Here is a 19,781-nt window from a genome sequence, read left to right on the forward strand (position 1 = left end):
AACCGGGTTCCTCCCACACCGCGCTACGCCGATAACTCTTCCGGCAGCTTGCCTGCCGCTTGCAGCGTGTGGCGATGCGGTGACGCAGATTCCATGTCGGCACGGACCATCAACGAGTCCACAACAGATGCCGGATATACGACTGCAGGTGCTTTACCCCAAGGTCCCCAATCGGTCAGTCCCTTGCTGTTGAGGGGGAGTCCATATACGAAGGGTTAGGCGTCACTTCTCGGAGCGATGCGTGCTAGTTGCGGGGCGACTTGTTCAAGCGCGTGACAGCCAGTATTGCCCTTCCAGCTGCTCAGAGCCCTGGCAATGACCGCTTCAACCTCACCGGATGCGACCAGTTCGGCGAAACGCATGACTGCAAACTCATCGGCGATGGACTCAGCGATCTGGACACCAGATGCGCTTGGCTTGCCCTGGTATTGCTCCATCTGAGGCCAGTGGTCCAAGCCCCTCTCCGACCAGATGTGCAGGTGCTCGCTGTCGGACCAGATGTATGTCGTGCCTCGGGTGTAGGCCACAGGTTTCTCCTCCATTGAGGCTCGCGATTGGTGGCGCTGAGCCTCGGTGTGTTCACTTCGTAGCGAGGCGATCGAGTGGTACGAATGTGACGCCTAACTTGTGATTTATCCCGCAAAACGGCGGATAACACTTGTGGTGATCGTTAAACAAAGTCGCATACCGCCTCCGAAAATTGTTTGAAATCAACCAGTTGCTTCAAACTGACCAGTAGGCGAACAGGTATAGCAGATTCGACAAACCTGACCGGGTCCGCACCACACCTCAATAAGATCGCGGGCCAGACCAGGAACCAATCACAGCAACTGGGATGGCCGCTATCCGACCCCACGGACAGATGGCCGCAACGGGTCGACGGCAGTCAGGCAGGCCCCCTCTCGCGTACCGGAGACCCATCCCCTATGCCGCTCCCCGGATAAAGGATCACCGCCTCCCCGGCCTTCAGCCCGTCCTTCACCCACGCACTCTCCGCGTTGCGATCGCTGAACGTCACCGCCCTCGCCCGGGCCTTGCCCGCTTCCACCACGAACACCTGCCAGCCTTCGCCCTGGCGCACCAGCGCGGCCGAGGGCACGAGCAGTGCGCCGTCCTGGGCCGACACGGTGATGCGCGCGTCCACGCGGAAGCCGTCGCCGAGTTTCTGCAGCGCATCGGCGTCGGCCTTGAGCGCGACGACGACGTTGACGCGCTGTTCCTCGATGCCCAGGGCCGAGGTCTTGGTGAAGGCGGCGGGTTCGATGCGCGCCACCTGCCCGGCCAGCGGCGGCTGGCTGCGGCCGGTGCTCAGCTGCACCGGGGCGCCCACGGCGATGCGCGGGGCGTCGCCGGAGAGCACGTCGATCACGGCTTCCATGGCGCCGGTGTCACCGATCTCCAGCAGCGGCGCGCCGGCCTGCACGGGTTCGCTGCTGTCCTTGTGCAGCTTGATGACACGGCCGTTGACCGGGCTCTGGAGCGACCACAGGCCAGGAGTGCCGCCCTGCGCAGTGCCGGAAGGTTCGGCGCGGCCGAGTGCGGCGCGTGCTTCGCCGGCGGCGTGTTCAGCAGCCACCTGTTGTGCCTGCGCGGCCTTCAGGGCCTGGGCCGCGGCGTCGCGCGCCAGGCGGCTCTGGTCGAGCGCCGAAGGAGCGATGAACTTGTCCTTGGCCAGTTGCGCAGAACGCTCTGCTTCGAGCGTGGCCTGGGCCAGCGCGGCCTGGGCGCGCTGCACGTTGGCGCGGGCGGCGGCCACGGCGGCGTCGGCACTGCCCACGCGCTGCTGCAGCACGCTGCGGGTGCGCGCGTCGATCATGCCGGGCGCGTTGGGCGCGAGCACGGCGACCACGTCGCCGGCCTTCACCGCATCGCCCACCTTGAGCGTGGGCCGCTGCAACTGCGCGGCGGTGGGCGCGGTGACGAGGTAGCGCTGCTGCAGGCGCAGCTGGCCGTCTTCCTCGACCACCTGTTCGAAGCGGCCTTCGGCCACGGTGGCGGTTTCCACGTCCAGCGGGCGTGGGCGGTAGGAGGCCCAGATGATGGCGGCCAGGGCGGTCACGGCCAGTCCGCCGATGAGCCAGCGGCGTATTTTCGCCGCACCGTTGTTCGACTTGTTCATTCGCGTACCTTCAAGACAGAAACCAGATCCAGCCGGTCGATGTGGCGGCGCACCAGCAGGGCGCTGGCCACACCGGCGGCCAGCACGATGAGTGCGGCCGAGGCGTAGGTGGAGGGTTCGATGACCACCGGAAAATCAATCGCGTCGCTGGCCATGAGGGCCATCATGGCGCTGGCGAGGCCGTAACCGAGCGCAGCCCCCAGCGGCAGCGCCACCAGCAGCTCGGCCGCCAGCTCGGCCAGCAGCAGCACCGACACTTCGGCCCGCGTCATGCCCAGCACGCGCAGGCTGGCCAGTTCCCACGCGCGTTCGGATAGCGAGATGCGCGCCGCGTTGTAGATGATGCCCACCGCCATGGCCACGGCGAACAGCGTGAGGATGCCGCTGAACACGCCCATGTTGCGTTCGGTGCGGTGGTTGAACTCGGTCATGGAGCTGGCCTTGTCGAACACCGAGTTGATGCCCGGCGCCGCCTTCACCGCGGCCCAAAAATCGGGCATGGCGGCCGGGTCCACCTGCAGCGCCGCGTCGGCCACGCCGTCGCCATCGCCGGCCAGGCGGTTGAGGGTGTCCAGGTTCATGTAGAGCAGCTGGCCGAACATGGTGCGCGCGATGTCGACCACCTCCACCTCCACGCTGCGCCGGCTCCACAGGCGGAACTGCAGCGTGATGCGGTCGCCCACCTGGGCGCCGAGCTCGCGTGCCAGCAGGCCCGAGAGCACCACGCCGTGCGCCGGCAGGGCCAGCGCGCCGCGGTCTTCATCCACCAGGCGCATCAGCTTGGCGTTGCCGCGCAGGGCCATCACCGCCGTGTCGTTGCTGCGCCCGCGCAGCGTCACCTTCACAGGTTCGGTTCGGTAGACCTCGGCGTCGATCACGCCGGGCAGGCGTTGCAGGTCGCGCACCACGGTCACGGGCACCGGGCGGTGGAAGTTGACCAGCACGTCGCCCTGCTGCACCTGGCGGAACTGCACGTCCACGATATGGGCGATGGCGTCGAGCCAGAACGCACCCGAGATCTGCAGCGCCACGGCCAGCGCGATGCCGGTGACGGTGAAGGCGGCGCGCAGCGGACGGCGTTCGAGGTTGCGCACCACCATGCGCGCGCTGGTGGACAGGAAACGCCCCAGGCCCATGCGTTCGATCAGCGTGGCCGTGTAGACCGGCGGCGTGGGCGGTTGCATGGCCTGCGCCGGGCGCAGCCGCACCACGGCGTGGATGGCGGCCCAGGTGCCCGCCGCGGCGGCCAGCGCGGCGATGGTGGCGGAGCCGACCACCAGCGCCGCGTCGGTGGCGTAGGCCAGGCGGTTGAAGCGGAACACCTCGTCGTACAGGCTGAGCATGCCGCGGCCGATCAGCTGGCTCAGGCCCAGGCCCACCACCACGCCCAGCCCGGCGATGACCAGCGCGAGCTGGATGTAGTGCCAGGCGATGGCGCCGTCGGTGTAGCCCAGGGCCTTGAGCGCGGCGATCTGGCTGCGCTGCGTGGCCACCTGGCGGCTGAGCACCACGTTGAGGATGAACATGGCCACGGCCAGGAAGATGGCCGGCAGCACCGTGCCCATGACCTTGAGCTGCGCCAGTTCGTCGCTGACGATCTTGGTGGACAGCTGCCGGTCGCGCCCCACCGCGCCGATGCTGCCGTAGGGTTCGAGCAGGCGGTCCAGCGGCGTGAGCACGGCGCGTTCGGGCACACCGGCGTCCAGCCGCAGCGCGGCCTGGTTGAAGGCGCCCTGCATGTCGAACAGCTCGGTCATGCGCGCGCCGTCGATCCACCAGATGCCGAAGCCCGTTTCGTCCGGCGCCCCGCCCTGCGAGGCAAACACGTATTCGGGTGTGGCGGCCGTGCCCACCAGGTGGATGCGCTCGCGCCGGCCGTTGAGGATGGCGTGCACCACGTCGCCGGGCTTGAGCTGGCGCGCAGCGGCGAAGCGGTCGCTGACCAGGGCTTCGAGCTGGGCGCCGCGCTCGGGCCAGCGCCCCTGCTTGAGGCTGAGCGCGTTCAGGCCCTGGCGCCCGGCCTGCGCGGCCGATAGGTCCAGCCCGATGAAGCGGCCAGTGACGGGCTGCACCACCTCGGGCAGATCCACCTGGGCGTCGAACACCACGGCGAGCTTCACCTCCGCCACGCCAGGGATGGCGCGGATGCGCTCGCCCAGCGACACCGGCGCGCGCTTGACGCCGGCGAACAGGTCGGCCAGGCGGTTGTCGGCGTAGAAGGCGTCGCGCGAGGTCTTGAGCGAGTCGTGCACCGCGAACATGCCCACGAAGCCGGCCACGCCGATGGCCACCACCACCGCGATGGTGAGCACCTGCGCACGCAGGCGCCGCAGGTCGCGCCAGAGTTTCGTATGAAGGGTGCTCATCGTCCTGGACTCACCAGCGCAGCGTGGACGCGGCCACCTTGTGGGGGTTCACATGACTTTCGACGATGCGCCCGTCGGCCAGGCGCAGCACGCGGTCGGCCATGTCGGCGATGGGTGCGTTGTGGGTGATGACGACGGTGGTCGTGCCCAGCTCCCGGTTCACCCGCTCGATGGCCTGCAGCACCATCACGCCGGTGGCGCAGTCCAGCGCGCCGGTGGGTTCGTCGCACAGCAGCACGGCCGGGCGCTTGGCGATGGCGCGGGCAATCGCCACGCGCTGCTGCTCGCCACCCGAGAGCTGCGAGACGAAGTGCTGCCGCCGCTCGGCCAGGCCCACCAGGGCCAGTGCCTCGGCCGGGTCCATCGGGTCCTCGGCCAGGTCGGTCACCAGGGCCACGTTTTCTTCGGCGGTCAGGCTGGGGATGAGGTTGTAGAACTGGAACACGAAGCCCACATGCTCGCGCCGGTAGCGCGTCAGCTCGGCGTCGCCCGCGCCGATGAGTTCGTGCACCTGGCCTGCATGCGTCCAGCTGGCCGAGCCGCTGGTGGCCGTGTCCAGCCCGCCCAGGATGTTCAGCAGCGTGGACTTGCCGCTGCCCGAGGCGCCCAGCAGCACCACGAACTCGCCGCGCACGATGTCCAGGTCGACACCGCGCAGCGCATGCACGGCCGTATCGCCCTCGCCATAGGTCTTGGTGAGGGCGCGGGCGGTGAAGACGGAGCCGGAAGAAGCGGTTGAGTCCATGCGTCAATGTCCCACAAGCCGCATCTTGGCAGCCTGATCGGGATCAAGCCAGTGCGACACTGCCCGTCCATACGCTTTCCTGACGCCGGTGGCGTTAGGCTCTCGCCATGGACAGCCCAAGCACCACGCGCGTCGTTCCCGCCCTGCTGGCCTGGGCCCTGGCCTGGGCGGCCATGGCCTGGCTGGACGGGCGGCTGGAGCTGGCCAACCTGGCCATGCTGCTGGTGCTGGCCTCGGCCCTGTCGGCCCTCTGGCTGCCCGGCTGGGCCAGCATGAGCGCCAGCGCCCTGGCGGTGCTGGCCTTCAACTGGTTCTTCGTGCCGCCCAAGTTCACCTTCACCGTCGACCTGCACCAGAACGCACTGCTGCTGGCGGCCCTGCTGCTGGTGAACTGGATCATCGCGGGCCTGGTGATCCGCCAGCGACGCCTGGCCGAGACCGCGCAGACCCTGGCCGGCCGCGAGGCGCGGCTGCGCCAGTGGGGCGACACGCTGCGCGACGCCAGCGACCCGGCCGCCCACGCGGCGGCGCTGCGCGCGGCCCTGCAGGAGGCCACCGGGGGTGCGGTGGCGGTGTCGGTGCTGCGCGCGCTGGGCGGTCGGCCAGACGACAGCGCCACCCTGCAGGTGGGCGAACCGGACAGCGAACAGCGCGCCGGCCTGGCCCTGTGCGTGCGCAACGGTCGGCCCATGGGCGCGGGCAGCGGCCGCTACGACGAACTGCCCGACGCCTACCTGCCGCTGCGCGGCAAGGGCGTCACCCTGGGGGCGGCGCTGGTCGCCGGCCTGGCCCGGCACCCGCAGGGCCACGAGCTGCGTCCCCACCTGCAGGCGCTGTGCGACCAGATGGGCAGCGCCCTGCATCGCTCGCTGATGGCGGCGCAGGAGCAGCAGGCGCGCGAGCAGGCCCAGCTGCAGGCCACGCGCAACGCGCTGCTGGCCGCCATCTCGCACGACTACCGCACGCCGCTGGCCACCATCATGGGCGCGGCTTCGGCCCTGCAGGAACAGGGTGACCGCATGGACGGCGCGCAGCGCCAGCGCCTGGCCGCCGGCATCGTGGAAGAGAGCGAACGGCTGGCGCGACTCACCGACAACACCCTGCAGCTGGCGCGGCTGGACGCTCCCGCCGTGGCCCTGCGCTGCGACTGGGAGTCGACCGAAGAGATCGTGGGCGCGGTGCTGCGGCGCGCGCGCCGCCGGCCGGAAGGCGGGCGTGTGCGCGTCTGGGTCGAGCCGGGCCTGCCCCTGCTCTGGTGCGACGCGATGCTGGTGTCGCAGCTGCTGGACAACCTGCTGGACAACGCCCTGAAGTACAGCCCGGCCGAGTCGCCGGTGGAGCTGCACGCCACGCGCGACGGCGAGCACCTGGTGCTGGCCGTGAGCGACCGGGGACCAGGCATCGCGCCGGCCTGGCGCGAGAAGGTGTTCGAGGTGTTCCAGCGCGGCGACACGGGGCCGCAGCCTTCTTTGGCGGACGGCGGGCGCGGTGCCGGTGTGGGCCTGGCCGTGTGCCGCGCCATCGCCCGCGCGCACCAGGGCGAGTTGCTGCTGCGACCGCGCGCCGAAGGCGGTTGCCTCTTCGAATGCCGGCTGCCGCTGCGCGGCGACGGCCCGCCACCACCGGCCCCCGAGGCCAGGGAGTCCACCCCATGAGCCACCGCGTGCTGCTGGTGGAGGACGACCGCGTGCTGCGCAGCTCGCTGCGCGAGGCCCTGTCCATCGAAGGCCACGACGTGCGCACCGCCGCCAGCCTGGCGGACGCGCGGGCGCAGCTGCAGCACGCGCCCCCCAGCGAGCCCATCGACCTGGTGCTGCTGGACCTGGGCCTGCCCGACGGCGACGGCCAGACCCTGCTGGCCGAGCTGCGGCGTGGCGGCGGCACGCCGGTGATCGTGATCTCGGCGCGCGAGGCCGAAGGCCAGAAGATCCGCTTGCTGGACGACGGGGCCGACGACTACCTGGTCAAGCCCTTCGGCATCGGCGAGCTGCTGGCGCGCATGCGCGTGGCCCTGCGCCGGCGCGGGCGCCACAGCGAACCGGCGCTGCTGCACTACCGCCACAGCCCGCTCGACGTGGACCTGAAGGCGCGCCGCGTGCGGCTGGCCGAGGCCGACGTGCACCTCACGCCGACCGAATACGCGCTGCTGGCCCGGCTGGTGCGACAAGCCGGCCAGGTGGTGACGCACCGCCAGCTGCTGGCCGATGTGTGGGGCGCCGAACACGTGGACCAGACGCACTACCTGCGCCTCTACATGGGCCAGCTGCGCGCCAAGCTGGAGGCCGACAGCGCCGACCCGCAACACCTGCTGACCGAACCGGGCGTGGGCTACCGCCTTGCGGAGCCGGACTGACCGCACCCTTATGCGTTCCTGATGCGCGGCGGCGCATCGTGAAGGCCTGTGTTTCCACGGAGCTTTCATGCAGAACCCTGACACCGCCGCCACCGATGCGGCCCCCCGGACCGCCGGCCAGCAAGGCCTGGCCGCGCTCACTCTGGCCGCCATCGGCGTGGTCTATGGCGACATAGGCACCAGCCCGCTCTACACCGTCAAGGAAATCTTTGCACCGCACACCGGCGTGCCGCTGGACGCGCCGCACCTGATCGGCGCGGTCTCGACCATCTTCTGGGCGCTGATGCTGGTGGTCACGCTCAAGTACGTGATCCTGATCCTGCGCGCCGACAACCACGGCGAAGGTGGCGGCCTGGCGCTGACCGCGCTCGCTGCCCGCGCGGTGGAGCAGCGCCCCGGCCTGCGCAGCGCCCTGCTGCTGCTGGGCGTGTTCGGCGCCACGCTGTTCTACGGCGACAGCCTGATCACACCCGCCATCTCGGTGCTCGGCGCCATGGAAGGGCTGGAGGTGCTGACCCCGGCACTCAAGCCGTATGTGGTGCCGGCCACCGTGGTCATCCTGATCGGCCTGTTCTTCATGCAGCGCTTCGGCACCGCGGTGGTGGGCCGCTTCTTCGGTCCCATCATCGTGTTGTGGTTCACCGTGCTGGGTGCCGTGGGCGCCTGGCACATCGCGCAGGAGCCGGCGATCCTCGCCGCGCTGAACCCGCTGCACGCCTGGGAGTTCCTGTCCGGCCGCGGCTGGCAGGTGTTCGCGGCGGTCGGTGCCATCGTGCTGGCGCTGACCGGCGCCGAAGCGCTGTACGCCGACATGGGGCACTTTGGCCGCAAGCCGATCCAGATCGCCTGGACCGGCCTGGTGCTGCCGGGCCTGGCGCTGAACTACCTGGGCCAGGGCGCGCTGCTGATGGGTGACCCCTCAGCCATCCAGAACCCCTTCTACCGCCAGTTCCCTGAAGCCTGGCTGCTGCCCGCGCTGGTGCTGGCCACGCTGGCGGCCATCATTGCCTCGCAGGCCGTCATCTCGGGTGCGTACTCGCTGACCAAGCAGGCCATCCAGCTGGGCTTCCTGCCGCGCATGCGGGTGCGCTACACGAGTGCGCGAGAGATGGGGCAGATCTACATGCCCGGCGTCAACTGGGCACTGCTGGTGGGCGTGCTGGCGGTGGTGCTGTTCTTCCGCAGTTCGTCGGCCCTGGCCAGCGCCTACGGCATCGCGGTGACGCTGACCATGATGATCACCACCGTGCTGACCTACTTCGTGGTGCGCGAGGGCTGGCGCATGCCGGCGCCGGTGGCGATTGGTGCGACGGCGTTCTTCCTGGTCGTCGACGCGCTGCTGGTGGCCGGCTGCGCCATCAAGTTCCTCGATGGCGGCTGGTTCCCGCTCACGCTGGGCCTGGTGCTGTTCGTGCTGATGAGCACCTGGCGGCGCGGACGTGAACTGCTGATGGACAGCATCCGCCGCGACGGCCTGGTGCTGCAGGACTTCATCGACCAGCTCGACCCGCGCAGCGTGAACCGCGCCGAACGCACCGCCGTGTACGCGGTGGCCGACCCCGACACCGTGCCGCAGGCCCTGCTGCACAACCTCAAGCACAACCAGGTGCTGCACGCGCGCAACGTCATCCTCACGGTGCGCTTCCACGACGTGCCCTGGGTACCGATGGAGCGCCGGGTGGACGTGCAGGCGCTGGACCACGGCTTCTGGCGGGTGCAGGTGAACTACGGCTTCATGAACACGCCCGACATCCCCAAGGCGCTGGAGCTGACCGCCTCGCACGGGCTGGCGGTGCCGCTGTTCGAGACCAGCTACTTCCTCAGCCGCGAGACCGTGGTGCCCACGCAGGGCAGCGGCATGGCGAACTGGCGCGAGAAGCTGTTCGCCACCATGAGCCAGAACGCTGGCGGCGTGGTGGAGTTTTTCCGCCTGCCGGGCAACGCGGTGGTGGAGCTGGGCACGCGGGTGCCGATCTGAACGGTCCGCCGTTCAGTCCGGGAAACGCTCGACGTGCGTCTCACCCCGGCAACCGAAATAGGTGACGTGCCGGCCCGCGATCCAGACCGTGTAGCCGGCGCAGCCAGCGCGCTGGGTCAGCGTCTTGAAGGCGGGGTACATCACCTCGCCCCGCTGGGCGCCGCGGATGGCCGCGCGCACCGCGTCGCCGTCGAAAGCGTCGGCGATGCCCTCGACCGGCTTCTCGAACGCCAGGTCGAGCGATTCGCCATCGGGCAGGAAGTAGGTCGAGCGCCCGCAGCGGTAGTCCACATGGTAGGACTCGACGCCCGCCTCCATGAGCTGGCCGATGACCTGGCCAAAGTGGATGCGCCCTTCGTTGGAAGCGTCGAAGGTGGAACAGATGGTGTGCTGGGTGCTGTCTTGCATGGAGGTCTCATTCGGAAGGGATCTGTTGGAGCTGGTGGTGTTGCACCAGAGCCTGCATCGCGGCCACCAGCGCCTGGCGCTCGGCCAGCGGCAGGTGGCCGAAAAAGTGTTGGTCGTTGGCGTCGGCCAGCTTCGCCAGCCGGGGCACCAGTGCCCTGCCTTTGGCGGTCAGCAGCAGCCGCTGGTCGCGTGCATTCCCATCGGCCCACTGGCGTTGCGCCAGACCTTTCTCTTCCAGCCGGCTGATGACCTTGGACGCCGCGCCCTTGGTCATGCCCAGTGCGTCGATCAGGCTGGCGTGGCTGCCCTCGCCCTGTTCCAGCAGGGTGCGCAGCGCGACCCATTCGGTGACGGTGGCGCCCTGCGCCTCCAGCAGTTGACGGAAGCGCAGGGACACGTGATTGGAGACGAAGCGCAGCCAGAAACCCAGGTGGGCGCCGAGGGGGGATGGCAGATTCTTGCGGGGTTTGGTCATTTTGTTTCCATAGAAACTTCTCAGGCCATAGTTTCTTCGGAAACAAAATGGAATGCAAGAACCGGCGCCATCAAGCTCCGGACCAGCCGCCGGGCTCAGCCAGCAGGAAACGATGTGAAACTTGCGCTTTCCGGTACTCCGAAAACCCGGCACAGTCTCGCCCCATGACAGCTTCTGACGACGTTCTTGCACAAAGCGCCCTCACCCGCCGCCTGGTGTGGTCGGGCTTCCGGCAGATGGTGCCGATCTCCCTGTTCGTGCTGGTGTTCGGCGCGGCCTTCGGCCTGGCGGCCACCCAGCAGGGCCTGGGCACCTCCTGGGCGGTGCTGATGAGCTCGTCCGTTTTCGCGGGCGCGGCGCAGTTTGCGGTGCTGGACCTGTGGGGGCCGAAGGTGCCGCTGCTGCCCCTGGCGCTGACGGTGTTCGCCATCAATGCGCGCCACCTGCTGATGGGCGCCACGCTCTACCCCTGGCTGCGCCAGCTGCCGCCTGCTCGGCGCTATGGTGTGATGGCGCTGGCCTCAGACTCCAACTGGGCGCTGGCCATGCAGGCCCTGGGGCGTGGACAGCCGGGCCTGGGCCTGCTGCTGGGCGGTGGCCTGGCGCTGTGGGTGTTCTGGATCTTGGGCACCGTGCTGGGCACGCAGGTGGGCAGCCTGATCGCCGACGCGCGGCGCTGGGGCCTGGACATGGTGATGGGGTGCTTCCTGCTGGCCATGGTGGTGGGTGGCGAGAAGAACCTGCGCATGCTGCTGATCTGGGTGGTGGCGGCCGGCGCCTCGCTGGCGGCCTGGCGCTGGCTGCCGGAGAACAGCCACGTGGTGACGGGCACGCTGGCCGGCGGTCTGCTGGGCCTGCTGTGGAAGGGTGAGAGCGATGAGCGTTGATTCATCGGGCTGGGGCCCGCTGCTGATCGTCGCCGTGATGGCGCTGGTGACCCTGGCCACCCGCTGGGGCGGCGTGTTCGTGATGTCCCTGGTGCCCATCGGCCCGCGTCTGCGGCGCTTCATCGCGGCCATGTCGGGCTCGGTGCTGGTGGCGGTGCTGGCGCCCCTGGCCGCTCAGGGCGACCCCGGCGCCCGCGCGGCACTGGCCACCACGGCGGTGTTCATGCTGTGGGTGAAAAAGCCGCTGCCCGCGATTGCGGCGGGCATCGTGGTGGCGGCGCTGGTGCGTCAGCTGGGCTGAGCACACGCCCGCGCGGCCGGTTCACAGCTGGCCCAGCAGCCACTGCCGGAAGCGCGCGATCTTGTCCCGCTGGCGCTCGTTGCTGCGCACCGAGAGGAAGTGCACCTCGCGCCGGATGCGCTGGAACACGCTGCGCCCCACCTCCACCAGGTCGCCGCGCGCCAGCTCGCGTTCGGCAAAGCGCGCGGTTTCCAGCGCGACGCCCATGCCGTCCACCGCGGCCGAGATGGACAGCGCGCCCCGATCAAAGGACTGGCGCGGGCGCTCGGGCAGAGGCAGGCCGTTGAGCGCAAACCAGTCGCGCCAGGTGATGTCGCTCAGCTGCGAGTCGATCAGGGTGGCGCCGGCCATCAGCGCCTTCCACGAGCCACCCCGGGGCCGCAGCCGCGGCGAACACAGCGGCACGATGTCTTCGGGCCCGAGCCCCGTCACCTCGATGCCCGGCCGCCGCACCGCCTGGCCGTAGGAGATGGCCACATCCACCTCGCGCGCGGTGGTCAGGTCCATGGGCTCGGCACCGGTCGAAAGGCGGATGGTGATGCCGGGCTGAGCGGCCATGAAGTCGGGCAGCCGCGGCCCCAGCCACTTCACCGCGAAGCTGGGCGCGCAATGGACCGACAGCACCTGGCCGGACGGCGCCAGCCGCACCTCGCCGCAGGCGGATTCCAGCGCATCAAGCACACGCCCGAGGCTCTCGGCCAGGCGCCGGCCCTCGGGCGTGAGGTCCACGCGGCGGTGGCTGCGCACGAACAGCGCACGGCCGAAGAAGACTTCAAGCTCGCGCACCTGGTGGCTGATGGCCGAGGGTGTGAGGTGCAGTTCGTGGGCAGCGAGCGAGAAGCTCTGCAGCCGCGCTGCGGCTTCGAAAGCGCGCAGCAGGACGAAATTGGGGATCTTGCGCATGGTGCGAGCCAGTATGGCAGCGCTGAAGTCTGGTGTGAATCGCATTCACCCGAACGTGAACAGCCATCGTTTGCCATTCATGCGGGTGCAGCGGATCATCCGTCGAACCACCCACAGACAGGAGACACCCATGAACACCGCCGCCGCCGAAGCCCCCGCCAGACCCCTGGTGTCGGGGGGCCGCGTGTCCATCTACCAGCCCGAGCAGAAGGGGTTGATCTTTCCGGAGCTGCCCGCCTTCACCGACGTGGCCGCCGAGCGGCTGCACCGCCAGCAGCGGCTGGTGGCGGCCTGCCGCGCCTTCGCGCTGGAAGGTTTCGACTACGGCTTTGCCGGCCACCTGACGGTGCGCGACCCGGAGCACCCGGAGCTGTACTGGACCAACCCGATGTGCGTGCACTTCGCACAGGTGAAGGTGTCCAACCTCATCCTGGCGGACCACAAGGGCCGCGTGGTGCAGGGCAGCCACGCCATCAACCGCGCCGGCTTCGTGCTGCACGCGGCGGTACACGAGGCGCACCCGGACATCATCGCCATGTGCCACGCGCACACGGTCTACGGCACGGCGTTCGCCGCACTGGGCCGTCCGCTGGAGCCGATCTCGCAGGACGCGGCCGCCTTCTTCGAGGACCACGTGGTCATCAACGATGAGGCCGGCCAGGTGGCGGTGGAAGAACGCGCAGGCATGGCCGTGTCCGACTGGTTCAAGGATGTGAAGGCGGCCATCCACCAGAACCACGGCCTGTTCACCGCCAGCCGCCACAGCATCGAGGCGGCCGCGTTCTGGTTCATCGCGCTGGAGCGCTGCTGCCGCCAGCAACTGCTGGTGGAGGCCACCGGCCACAAGCCGGTGCAGGGGCCGGCCGACCGCTCGCGCTACAGCCGCGAACACGTGGGCTCCGAATACATCGGCTGGCTGCACTTCCAGACCATCTGGAACCAGCTGCTGGCCACGCAGCCGGACATGCTGACCTGAACGCCCGGCGCGCCGGGCGCCGGTTCACTGCTTGAGGATCAGCGGCGCGATCTGTTCGACGTAGTACTTCACCGCGGGCAGCGTCAGGTGCCCGTAGTCGAAGCTCAGGGGCTCGGCGGAGCCAGGCTCCATGCGCGTGAGGCAGCCCTGGCGGTTGCAGAAGTAGTCCATGCCGGAGATGAACTCGATGCCCATGGCCGCGGCGCGTTTGCGCATCTCGGCGGTGGCGGCCTTGACGTGGGGGTCGAGGTACTCGTCGCCCAGGCGCAGCGGAATGCGCTGCTGCTCGCGCCACACCTTCAGCAGCAGCTTGGGCAGGTCTTCGCGCCAGTAGGGCACTGCGCCGAGCAGCACGATGCGCTTGACGCCAGCCTTCTTGAGTTCGGCCACGGTGGGTTCCAGGCCCGAGGTGTCCTTGTAGCGGCCCTTGACCTTGCCCTCGTGCCACCACGCATAGAGCACGACGATGTCGGGCTTGGTCTCGCGGATGACGCGGATGGTGTCGTCGTTCAGGCTCTTGCAGAGCGGGCGCGGGTCGATGCCCAGGATGGGCGGGCAGATGGCCGCGGTGCGTTCGCCCAGGCCGAAGCTGTACTTGCCGCTGTCCTGCAGCGCCTTGAAGCCCGGGTAGAGCGAGCCGGCGTGCGAGTCGCCCCAGACGAAGACCAGCGGGCGCTTCTGCTCGACGCAGAAGGGTTTGTAGTTGCTCGCTGGCAGCTTGTAGTCGAGCATGCAGTCGCCGTCGCGCCAGCCTTCGATGATGGCAGGCCGGCCGCCCTTGGACGAGAGTGTCTTGAGCAGGGCCTGGGTCTGTTCGGGCGTGCCGTCCTGCCCCGGCTGGCTGGCCGCCAGGCGCTGCAGCCGCTCGGGCTGGCCGTCCTGCTTGTAGATGGTGAAGCCGGTCAGGCCGGTCATGGCCACCCCGGTGCTCAGCGCCACGGTGGTGAAGCGCCACTGGCGCCAGTGGCCGAAGCGGATCGGCGTTTCCACCAGCCGGTAGGTCAGCCAGGCCAGCAGCACGGCCAGCAGCACCCAGCCGACCTGGTGCAGCGCCGGCGGCACACCGCCGTTTTCGATGTGCGGGTAGGCCAGCAGCGGCCAGTGCCAGAGGTAGAGCGGGTAGCTGATCAGACCGATCCAGACCATGGGTTTGCTCGACAGCACGTAGCGGTTGAACCAGCCGCGCGGGCCGGCGGCAATCATCAGACAGGTGGCCAGGGTACCTGCAAAGGCCCAGCCGCCGGGAAAGCGGCGCTCGGGGTCCAGCTCGACCATGACAGCGGCCATCAGCAGCACACCAGCGGTGGAGAGCCATTGCACCCGGGCCCCGGCGTGCTGCACCTTCGTGCCCGGCGCCGGGCGGCTGGCGGCCAGGAAGGCACCCATCATCATTTCCCAGAAGCGGCCGAGCGGGTTGTAGAAGGCAGGGTTCGGATCGTCGAGACGCACCAGCCAGAGGTTGAACGCCAGCGAGACCAGCAGGAGGGCCGCGATCCAGAGGCGCTTGGGCTGGCCCACGCGGTGCAGCAGCACCAGCACCAGCGGCCAGACCATGTAGAACTGCTCCTCGATCGCCAGCGACCACAGGTGCAGCAGCGGCTTCTCGACCGCCGAGGCGTCGAAGTAGCCGGCCTCCTGCCAGAACGCGAAGTTGGAGACGAAGAAGCTGCCCGCCAGCGCGTGTTTGCCCACCGCCTTGTATTCCAGCGGCGAGAGCACGAACCAGCCGTAGGCCAGCGTGGACGCCAGCACCAGGAACAGGGCCGGGAAGATGCGCTTGACGCGCCGCGCGTAGAAGTCCGCGAAGCTGAAGCGGTTGCGGGCCAGGTTGTCCAGGATGATCGAGCTGATGAGGTAGCCCGAGATCACGAAGAAGATGTCCACGCCGATGAAGCCGCCCGGGAACAGCTCGGGAAACGCGTGGTGGATCACGACGGCAGAAACGGCAATGGCGCGCAGGCCATCGATGTCGGAGCGGTAGTTGTCTGCGTGCGGCAGGTGGGACATGTAACAGGGTCGGGGAACAACAGGGGGCGCAGCATCCTAACAAAGGCCGCCGGCTCACCCGGGTCGCAGGGCCTCCCGCGCGGCCGCCACCATCTGCCGGGTCAGCCCGTCGAGCAGGCCGGATGCCGCCCGCGCGGTCTGCCAGTACAGCGGCACATCCAGCGGCGTGCCGGGCACCAGCTCCACCAGCGAACCCTCGGCCAGCTGCGGCGCGACCATGCCCTGCGGGAACATGCCCCAGCCCATGCCGGCCAGCGCGGCCGTGACGAAGGCGTGCGAGGACGGCAGCGTGTGGCGCGGCAGTTCCACATGCCGGTGGCACAGGCGCCGCACCCAGCTGGCCTGCAGCTCGTCCTTGGTGTTGAACAGCAGGCTGGGCGCCTGGGCCAGGCTGCCCGCCCCCACGCCCTGCGCGAAGTGCCGCGCCACGAAGGCCGGGCTGGCGGCGGCCAGGTAGCGCATCACGCCCAGCGGCTGGCTGTTGCAACCGGTGGCCGGCCGCGCCGTGCCGGTGACGGCGGCCACCACCGCGCCGGTGCGCAGCCATTCGGCCGTGTGGTCCTGGTCGTCCACGCTCAGCTCCACCAGCACCGGCGCCTCGGCCGCGAAGACGGCCAGCGCAGGCGCGAACCAGGTGGCCAGGCTGTCGGCGTTGACGGCCACCGGCAGGTGGACCCGCGCCCCGCCCTCGGGCGCGATGGCGGGCAGCGCGTCGGTCAGCTCCGCCTCCAGCAGGCGCACGCGGTCCATGTGCTGGCACATGCGGCGGCCGGTGTCGGTGGGCCGGCAGGGCTGGCCGCGCACCACCAGGGCGCAGCCCACCCGCTCCTCCAGCAGGCGGATGCGCTGCGAGATCGCCGAGGGCGTGACGTGCAGCGCGCGCGCCGCGCGGTCGAAGCTGCCCTCGCGCACCACGGCGGCCAGGGCGTTGAGGGCGGCGTAGTCCAGCATGGATTCAGTTTTTCTAAAGTAGATGAAGGAAAGACAGTTTGTCTTCATTCGCCAGCACTGGCAAGCTCGGGCCATGTTGTCCACTTCCTTTGCCCAGGCGCTGCCTGTGTTCGTGCAGGGCCTGCTGCTGTGCTTCGGTCTCATCGTCGCCATCGGCGCGCAGAACGCCTTCGTCCTGCGCCAGGGCCTGCGGCGCGAGCATGTGGTGCCGGTGGTGCTGTTCTGCGCCCTGGCCGACGCAGCACTGATCAGTGCCGGTGTGCTGGGCATGGCCCAGGCGCTGGGACGGCACCCGGCGTTTGCGCAGGCCATGGCGCTGGCGGGCGCCCTCTTTCTGGCTTGGTACGGCTGGCAGGCGCTGCAGCGCGCCCGGCGCGCCAGCCAGCTGCAGGCGGCCGACGGCGGCCCGGGCCGGAGCCGCGGCGCCGCGATGGCCCAGGTGGCTGCGTTCACCCTGCTCAACCCGCACGTCTACCTGGACACGGTGATGCTGATGGGCAGCATCGGCGCCCAGCATCCCGAAGGTCTGCGCGGCTGGTTCATCGCCGGCTCCAGCCTGGCCAGTCTGGTCTGGTTCTGCGGCCTGGGCTTCGGCGCGCGCTGGCTGGCGCCGCTGTTTGCAAAACACCGCGCCTGGCAGGTGCTGGACGGCCTGATCGGCCTGACCATGTGGACGCTTTCGGTGCTGCTGCTGCGGCACGCGCTGCAGGGTGCCTGAGCCTGGCCGGTGCCGCTCTATATATGTACATCCCCACGCACCACCGCTTCGACGACCGCGCCGCGCAGCTCGACCTCATCGACGCGCACCCGCTGGGCACCTGGATCTGCCTGGGCGCGGACGGCCTGACCGCGCAGTCACCTTCGTGGGTCTCAGGGCTGCGGGCTCCGAGGCCGCACGCACAATGGCTGCACTGGTGCAGCACGCACTGAACACATCCCCCCGCTGATCGCCATGTACCTGCCCGCCGCCTTCGAAATGAACCGCCCCGAGACCCTGCACGCCCTCATGCAGGCGCGCCCGCTTGGCACCCTGGTCACGCACGGCCCCGACGGGCTGGACGCCAACCACATCCCCTTCGAACTCGACCCCGCCGTTGGCCCGCACGGCCTGCTGCGCGCCCACGTGGCGCACGCCAACCCGGTGTGGCAGCAGGCGGCCGACACCGAGGTGCTGGTGGTCTTCCAGGCCACCGACGGCTACATCTCGCCCAACTGGTACCCGAGCAAGCCCGAACACCACCGCCACGTGCCGACCTGGAACTACGCGGTGGTGCACGCGCATGGCGTGCTGCGCGTGCGCGACGACGAGCGCTTCCTGCGCGGGCTGGTGGCGCGGCTCACACGCGAGCACGAGGCGCGCTCGCAGCAGCCACGCCCCTGGAAGATGGGCGACGCGCCCGTCGACTACATCGACGGCCTGCTCAAGGCCATCGTCGGCCTGGAGATCGAAATCACCCGGCTGGTGGGCAAGTACAAGCTCGGACAGAACCGCGAGGAGCGCGGCCGCCTCGGCGCCGCGGCGGGCCTGGAGGGCTTGGGGAACGTGGAGGCCGCGGAGGCCATGCGCGAGGCAGGCGGGAGCTGAACGCGGGGCCTTCTGCGAGAAAGGAAACCGCTCAGTCCCGATCGGGCGCGCCCAGCGGGAAGAACGAACGGTACGGACGCGCCTCGTCCACCGCACGCGCAAACGACGGTCGGGCGAGCAGCCGGCTTCGATAGGCGCGCAGCAGCGGATGCGCCTCGCCAATCGTGTGCACCCAGTCGGCGTAGAACAGCGACGGTGCGGCGGCGCAGTCGGCGAGTGTGAACTCCTCACCGGTGGCCCAGGTCTTGCCGGCCAGGTGCCCTTCAAGCCAGACGTAGGCCCGTTCCAGCCGCTCGCCGGCCATGGCGCGGCCCTTCTCGACCGACATCGGATACCGCAGCAACGCGGTGTCCACCGCCAGCTGCATCGCACTCATCACGTACAGATCGAAATAGCGGTCGAGAAAGCGCACGTCCAGCGCGGCCATCGGGTCGCCGGGCAGCAGGCGCACGGGGCCTGGGTGGGCCAGCTGCAGGTATTCGATGATCAGGCTGGTCTCGACGACCTGGCGCTCTCCGTCCAGCAGCATCGGGAACCGGGCGATCGGCCAGCGCCGCAGCCATTCGCCCGCGTGCTCGGGCGTGTCGGGCCCGATGCAGCGAAACTCGAACGCGGTGCCGTTCTCGTACAGAGCGATGAGCGCTTTCTGGGTGTACGAGGAAAAGGGATGACCGTAGAGGGCGAGCGGCATGGTGTCACCTGTGAAGGACGGCGGTGGGCAGAGGGCCTGCGCCGCCACTGTAGCGGAGCAAACGGGACACGCACCTGTACACCCTGTCGGTCACAGGACAGGTCTGCAACGTGTTCAGGCCCACAATCGGCGCGGTGAAAACACGCCACTTCGCGCAGCTCGTCGCACTCTCGGCCCTCTGGGGCGCCTCCTTCATGTTCATCCGCATGGCCGTGCCGGTCATGGGGCCCTGGGTGCTGGCTGCCGGCCGGGTCGGCCTGGCCGCCCTCACCCTGGCGCTGCTGATGTCGGTGCTGCGCCACGCCTGGCCCTGGAAAGAGTGGCGCATGCTGGCGGTGATGGGGCTGCTGTCGGTCGCGGCGCCGTTCATGCTCTACGCCTGGGCCGGCCTCTACCTGCCGGCGGGCTACAGCGCCCTGCTCAACACCACCGCCGTGCTGTTCGGCACGCTGTCCTCGGCCTGGTTCAAGGAAGACACGCTGACTGTCCGCAAGCTGCTGGGCTGCCTGATCGGCTTCATCGGGGTCGGCCTCATCGTGCGGCTGGGCCCGGTGCCGCTGGACGGCACCACCTTGGTCGCAGCCCTGGCCTGCGTCTGCGCCGCCGCCTGCTACGGCCTGGCCACGCCGGTGATGAAGCGCGCCACCGCGCGCATGCAGCCGCTGTCCATTGCCGCGGGCATCCACGTGATGGCGCTTCTGGTCGTTCTGCCGGGCGCGGCCTGGCAGTGGCCCGAGGCCCGCTTCACACCCGGCACGCTGGCGGCCATGGCGGTGCTGGGCATCGTCACCTCGGGCCTGGCCTACTGGGCTCACCTGCGCATCATCCGCAACGTGACGCCGGTGGCGGCCATGAGCCCCGTATTCATGATCCCGGTGTTCGGCGTCACCTGGGGCCACCTGTTCCTGGGCGAGGCGCTGTCACCCGGCATCTTCATCGGCGGCGCGCTGGTGCTGGTGGCGTCGGCGCTGGTGACCGGGTTCAACCCGCTGCGCCGCATCTTCGGCGTCACCGATCCGGCGCCCTGAGGCGCCGC

General features: G+C 69.6%; 20 protein-coding genes. 10 read left to right on the plus strand and 10 right to left on the minus strand.

Going from position 1 to position 19,781, the window contains the following annotated elements; genetic code table 11:
• Positions 1–215 precede the first annotated feature (215 nt).
• The 4 genes from HFL01S_RS21150 to HFL01S_RS21165 all read right to left on the minus strand — a co-directional run bounded on the left by HFL01S_RS21150 (position 216) and on the right by HFL01S_RS21165 (position 5,230).
• Complete coding sequence (locus HFL01S_RS21150) at positions 216–527, minus strand: hypothetical protein (protein ID WP_066262392.1); 312 nt, start codon at positions 525–527, stop codon at positions 216–218.
• A 359-nt stretch (positions 528–886) separates the two neighbouring features.
• A complete protein-coding gene (locus tag HFL01S_RS21155) occupies positions 887–2,119 on the minus strand; it encodes an efflux RND transporter periplasmic adaptor subunit (protein ID WP_066262395.1) in 1,233 nt (410 codons plus the stop codon).
• Positions 2,116–4,485: an ABC transporter permease gene (locus tag HFL01S_RS21160; RefSeq protein WP_066262397.1), complete on the minus strand. Its 2,370-nt coding sequence runs from the start codon at positions 4,483–4,485 to the stop codon at positions 2,116–2,118. Before HFL01S_RS21160 ends, HFL01S_RS21155 begins: the two co-directional genes overlap by 4 nt.
• A gap of 10 nt (positions 4,486–4,495) precedes the next feature.
• Entirely contained in the window at positions 4,496–5,230 is a 735-nt protein-coding gene (locus HFL01S_RS21165) for an ABC transporter ATP-binding protein (RefSeq protein WP_066262399.1), read from the minus strand.
• A 107-nt stretch (positions 5,231–5,337) separates the two neighbouring features.
• On the opposite strand from HFL01S_RS21165, the gene HFL01S_RS21170 reads away from it, so the two are divergent.
• The 3 genes from HFL01S_RS21170 (at position 5,338) to HFL01S_RS21180 (ending at position 9,561) form a co-directional block, all read left to right on the plus strand.
• Positions 5,338–6,885, plus strand: a complete 1,548-nt coding sequence (locus HFL01S_RS21170) for an ATP-binding protein (RefSeq protein WP_066262401.1) — start codon at positions 5,338–5,340, stop codon at positions 6,883–6,885.
• Positions 6,882–7,583, plus strand: a complete 702-nt coding sequence (locus HFL01S_RS21175) for a response regulator (protein WP_066262403.1) — start codon at positions 6,882–6,884, stop codon at positions 7,581–7,583. The genes HFL01S_RS21170 and HFL01S_RS21175 overlap by 4 nt, the downstream gene beginning before the upstream one ends.
• Before the next feature lie 67 nt (positions 7,584–7,650).
• The gene (locus HFL01S_RS21180) at positions 7,651–9,561 is read left to right on the plus strand and encodes a potassium transporter Kup (RefSeq protein ID WP_066262404.1); all 1,911 of its coding nucleotides are present in this window, start codon (positions 7,651–7,653) and stop codon (positions 9,559–9,561) included.
• Positions 9,562–9,573: 12 nt separating this feature from the next.
• Here the strand turns inward: HFL01S_RS21180 and HFL01S_RS21185 are convergent, their stop codons facing one another.
• Positions 9,574–9,969, minus strand: coding sequence for a DUF1398 domain-containing protein (locus HFL01S_RS21185; protein WP_066262405.1), 396 nt, complete (start codon positions 9,967–9,969; stop codon positions 9,574–9,576).
• 7 nt (positions 9,970–9,976) lie between these two features.
• Complete coding sequence (locus tag HFL01S_RS21190) at positions 9,977–10,444, minus strand: MarR family winged helix-turn-helix transcriptional regulator (protein WP_066262412.1); 468 nt, start codon at positions 10,442–10,444, stop codon at positions 9,977–9,979.
• A 164-nt stretch (positions 10,445–10,608) separates the two neighbouring features.
• On the opposite strand from HFL01S_RS21190, the gene HFL01S_RS21195 reads away from it, so the two are divergent.
• Both HFL01S_RS21195 and HFL01S_RS21200 read left to right on the plus strand, forming a co-directional pair.
• The gene (locus HFL01S_RS21195; protein ID WP_066262415.1) at positions 10,609–11,331 is read left to right on the plus strand and encodes an AzlC family ABC transporter permease; all 723 of its coding nucleotides are present in this window, start codon (positions 10,609–10,611) and stop codon (positions 11,329–11,331) included.
• Positions 11,321–11,632, plus strand: coding sequence for an AzlD family protein (locus HFL01S_RS21200; protein ID WP_066262416.1), 312 nt, complete (start codon positions 11,321–11,323; stop codon positions 11,630–11,632). The genes HFL01S_RS21195 and HFL01S_RS21200 overlap by 11 nt, the downstream gene beginning before the upstream one ends.
• Positions 11,633–11,653: 21 nt before the next feature.
• Here the strand turns inward: HFL01S_RS21200 and HFL01S_RS21205 are convergent, their stop codons facing one another.
• The gene (locus HFL01S_RS21205; protein ID WP_066262534.1) at positions 11,654–12,535 is read right to left on the minus strand and encodes a LysR substrate-binding domain-containing protein; all 882 of its coding nucleotides are present in this window, start codon (positions 12,533–12,535) and stop codon (positions 11,654–11,656) included.
• Positions 12,536–12,665: 130 nt separating this feature from the next.
• Here HFL01S_RS21205 and HFL01S_RS21210 point away from each other — a divergent pair, with 130 nt between their 5' ends.
• Positions 12,666–13,511, plus strand: a complete 846-nt coding sequence (locus tag HFL01S_RS21210; protein WP_066262417.1) for a class II aldolase/adducin family protein — start codon at positions 12,666–12,668, stop codon at positions 13,509–13,511.
• Positions 13,512–13,535: 24 nt separating this feature from the next.
• On the opposite strand, the gene HFL01S_RS21215 is transcribed toward HFL01S_RS21210, so the two are convergent.
• Positions 13,536–15,518, minus strand: coding sequence for an acyltransferase family protein (locus HFL01S_RS21215; RefSeq protein ID WP_066262418.1), 1,983 nt, complete (start codon positions 15,516–15,518; stop codon positions 13,536–13,538).
• 54 nt (positions 15,519–15,572) lie between these two features.
• Positions 15,573–16,469: a LysR family transcriptional regulator ArgP gene (locus HFL01S_RS21220; RefSeq protein ID WP_066262421.1), complete on the minus strand. Its 897-nt coding sequence runs from the start codon at positions 16,467–16,469 to the stop codon at positions 15,573–15,575.
• A gap of 73 nt (positions 16,470–16,542) precedes the next feature.
• Between HFL01S_RS21220 and HFL01S_RS21225 the strand changes: the two genes are divergently transcribed.
• The 3 genes from HFL01S_RS21225 to HFL01S_RS21235 are packed head-to-tail and all read left to right on the plus strand — an operon-like array spanning position 16,543 to position 18,054.
• Complete coding sequence (locus HFL01S_RS21225) at positions 16,543–17,187, plus strand: LysE/ArgO family amino acid transporter (RefSeq protein ID WP_174525261.1); 645 nt, start codon at positions 16,543–16,545, stop codon at positions 17,185–17,187.
• A 23-nt stretch (positions 17,188–17,210) separates the two neighbouring features.
• Entirely contained in the window at positions 17,211–17,399 is a 189-nt protein-coding gene (locus HFL01S_RS21230) for an FMN-binding negative transcriptional regulator (RefSeq protein ID WP_066262424.1), read from the plus strand.
• Positions 17,400–17,421: 22 nt separating this feature from the next.
• Positions 17,422–18,054 (plus strand): FMN-binding negative transcriptional regulator, encoded by a 633-nt coding sequence (locus HFL01S_RS21235; protein ID WP_066262427.1) that lies wholly within the window; start codon positions 17,422–17,424, stop codon positions 18,052–18,054.
• Positions 18,055–18,085: 31 nt separating this feature from the next.
• On the opposite strand, the gene HFL01S_RS21240 is transcribed toward HFL01S_RS21235, so the two are convergent.
• Positions 18,086–18,745, minus strand: a complete 660-nt coding sequence (locus HFL01S_RS21240) for a glutathione S-transferase family protein (protein ID WP_066262429.1) — start codon at positions 18,743–18,745, stop codon at positions 18,086–18,088.
• A 134-nt stretch (positions 18,746–18,879) separates the two neighbouring features.
• Here HFL01S_RS21240 and HFL01S_RS21245 point away from each other — a divergent pair, with 134 nt between their 5' ends.
• Entirely contained in the window at positions 18,880–19,773 is an 894-nt protein-coding gene (locus HFL01S_RS21245; protein WP_066262431.1) for a DMT family transporter, read from the plus strand.
• The last annotated feature ends 8 nt before the right edge of the window (positions 19,774–19,781 follow it).

Source organism: Hydrogenophaga flava NBRC 102514, from assembly GCF_001571145.1.
Taxonomy (GTDB): Bacteria; Pseudomonadota; Gammaproteobacteria; order Burkholderiales; family Burkholderiaceae_C; genus Hydrogenophaga; species Hydrogenophaga flava.

Bases quoted from the DNA above. Each gene is read 5' to 3' on its own strand.
- HFL01S_RS21155 (WP_066262395.1), bottom strand. From the start codon at position 2,119: ATGAACAAGTCGAACAACGGTGCGGCGAAAATACGCCGCTGGCTCATC.
- HFL01S_RS21160 (WP_066262397.1), bottom strand. From the start codon at position 4,485: ATGAGCACCCTTCATACGAAACTCTGGCGCGACCTGCGGCGCCTGCGT.
- HFL01S_RS21165 (WP_066262399.1), bottom strand. From the start codon at position 5,230: ATGGACTCAACCGCTTCTTCCGGCTCCGTCTTCACCGCCCGCGCCCTC.
- HFL01S_RS21170 (WP_066262401.1), top strand. From the start codon at position 5,338: ATGGACAGCCCAAGCACCACGCGCGTCGTTCCCGCCCTGCTGGCCTGG.
- HFL01S_RS21175 (WP_066262403.1), top strand. From the start codon at position 6,882: ATGAGCCACCGCGTGCTGCTGGTGGAGGACGACCGCGTGCTGCGCAGC.
- HFL01S_RS21180 (WP_066262404.1), top strand. From the start codon at position 7,651: ATGCAGAACCCTGACACCGCCGCCACCGATGCGGCCCCCCGGACCGCC.
- HFL01S_RS21185 (WP_066262405.1), bottom strand. From the start codon at position 9,969: ATGCAAGACAGCACCCAGCACACCATCTGTTCCACCTTCGACGCTTCC.
- HFL01S_RS21190 (WP_066262412.1), bottom strand. From the start codon at position 10,444: ATGACCAAACCCCGCAAGAATCTGCCATCCCCCCTCGGCGCCCACCTG.
- HFL01S_RS21195 (WP_066262415.1), top strand. From the start codon at position 10,609: ATGACAGCTTCTGACGACGTTCTTGCACAAAGCGCCCTCACCCGCCGC.
- HFL01S_RS21200 (WP_066262416.1), top strand. From the start codon at position 11,321: ATGAGCGTTGATTCATCGGGCTGGGGCCCGCTGCTGATCGTCGCCGTG.
- HFL01S_RS21205 (WP_066262534.1), bottom strand. From the start codon at position 12,535: ATGCGCAAGATCCCCAATTTCGTCCTGCTGCGCGCTTTCGAAGCCGCA.
- HFL01S_RS21210 (WP_066262417.1), top strand. From the start codon at position 12,666: ATGAACACCGCCGCCGCCGAAGCCCCCGCCAGACCCCTGGTGTCGGGG.
- HFL01S_RS21215 (WP_066262418.1), bottom strand. From the start codon at position 15,518: ATGTCCCACCTGCCGCACGCAGACAACTACCGCTCCGACATCGATGGC.
- HFL01S_RS21220 (WP_066262421.1), bottom strand. From the start codon at position 16,469: ATGCTGGACTACGCCGCCCTCAACGCCCTGGCCGCCGTGGTGCGCGAG.
- HFL01S_RS21225 (WP_174525261.1), top strand. From the start codon at position 16,543: ATGTTGTCCACTTCCTTTGCCCAGGCGCTGCCTGTGTTCGTGCAGGGC.
- HFL01S_RS21230 (WP_066262424.1), top strand. From the start codon at position 17,211: ATGTACATCCCCACGCACCACCGCTTCGACGACCGCGCCGCGCAGCTC.
- HFL01S_RS21235 (WP_066262427.1), top strand. From the start codon at position 17,422: ATGTACCTGCCCGCCGCCTTCGAAATGAACCGCCCCGAGACCCTGCAC.
- HFL01S_RS21240 (WP_066262429.1), bottom strand. From the start codon at position 18,745: ATGCCGCTCGCCCTCTACGGTCATCCCTTTTCCTCGTACACCCAGAAA.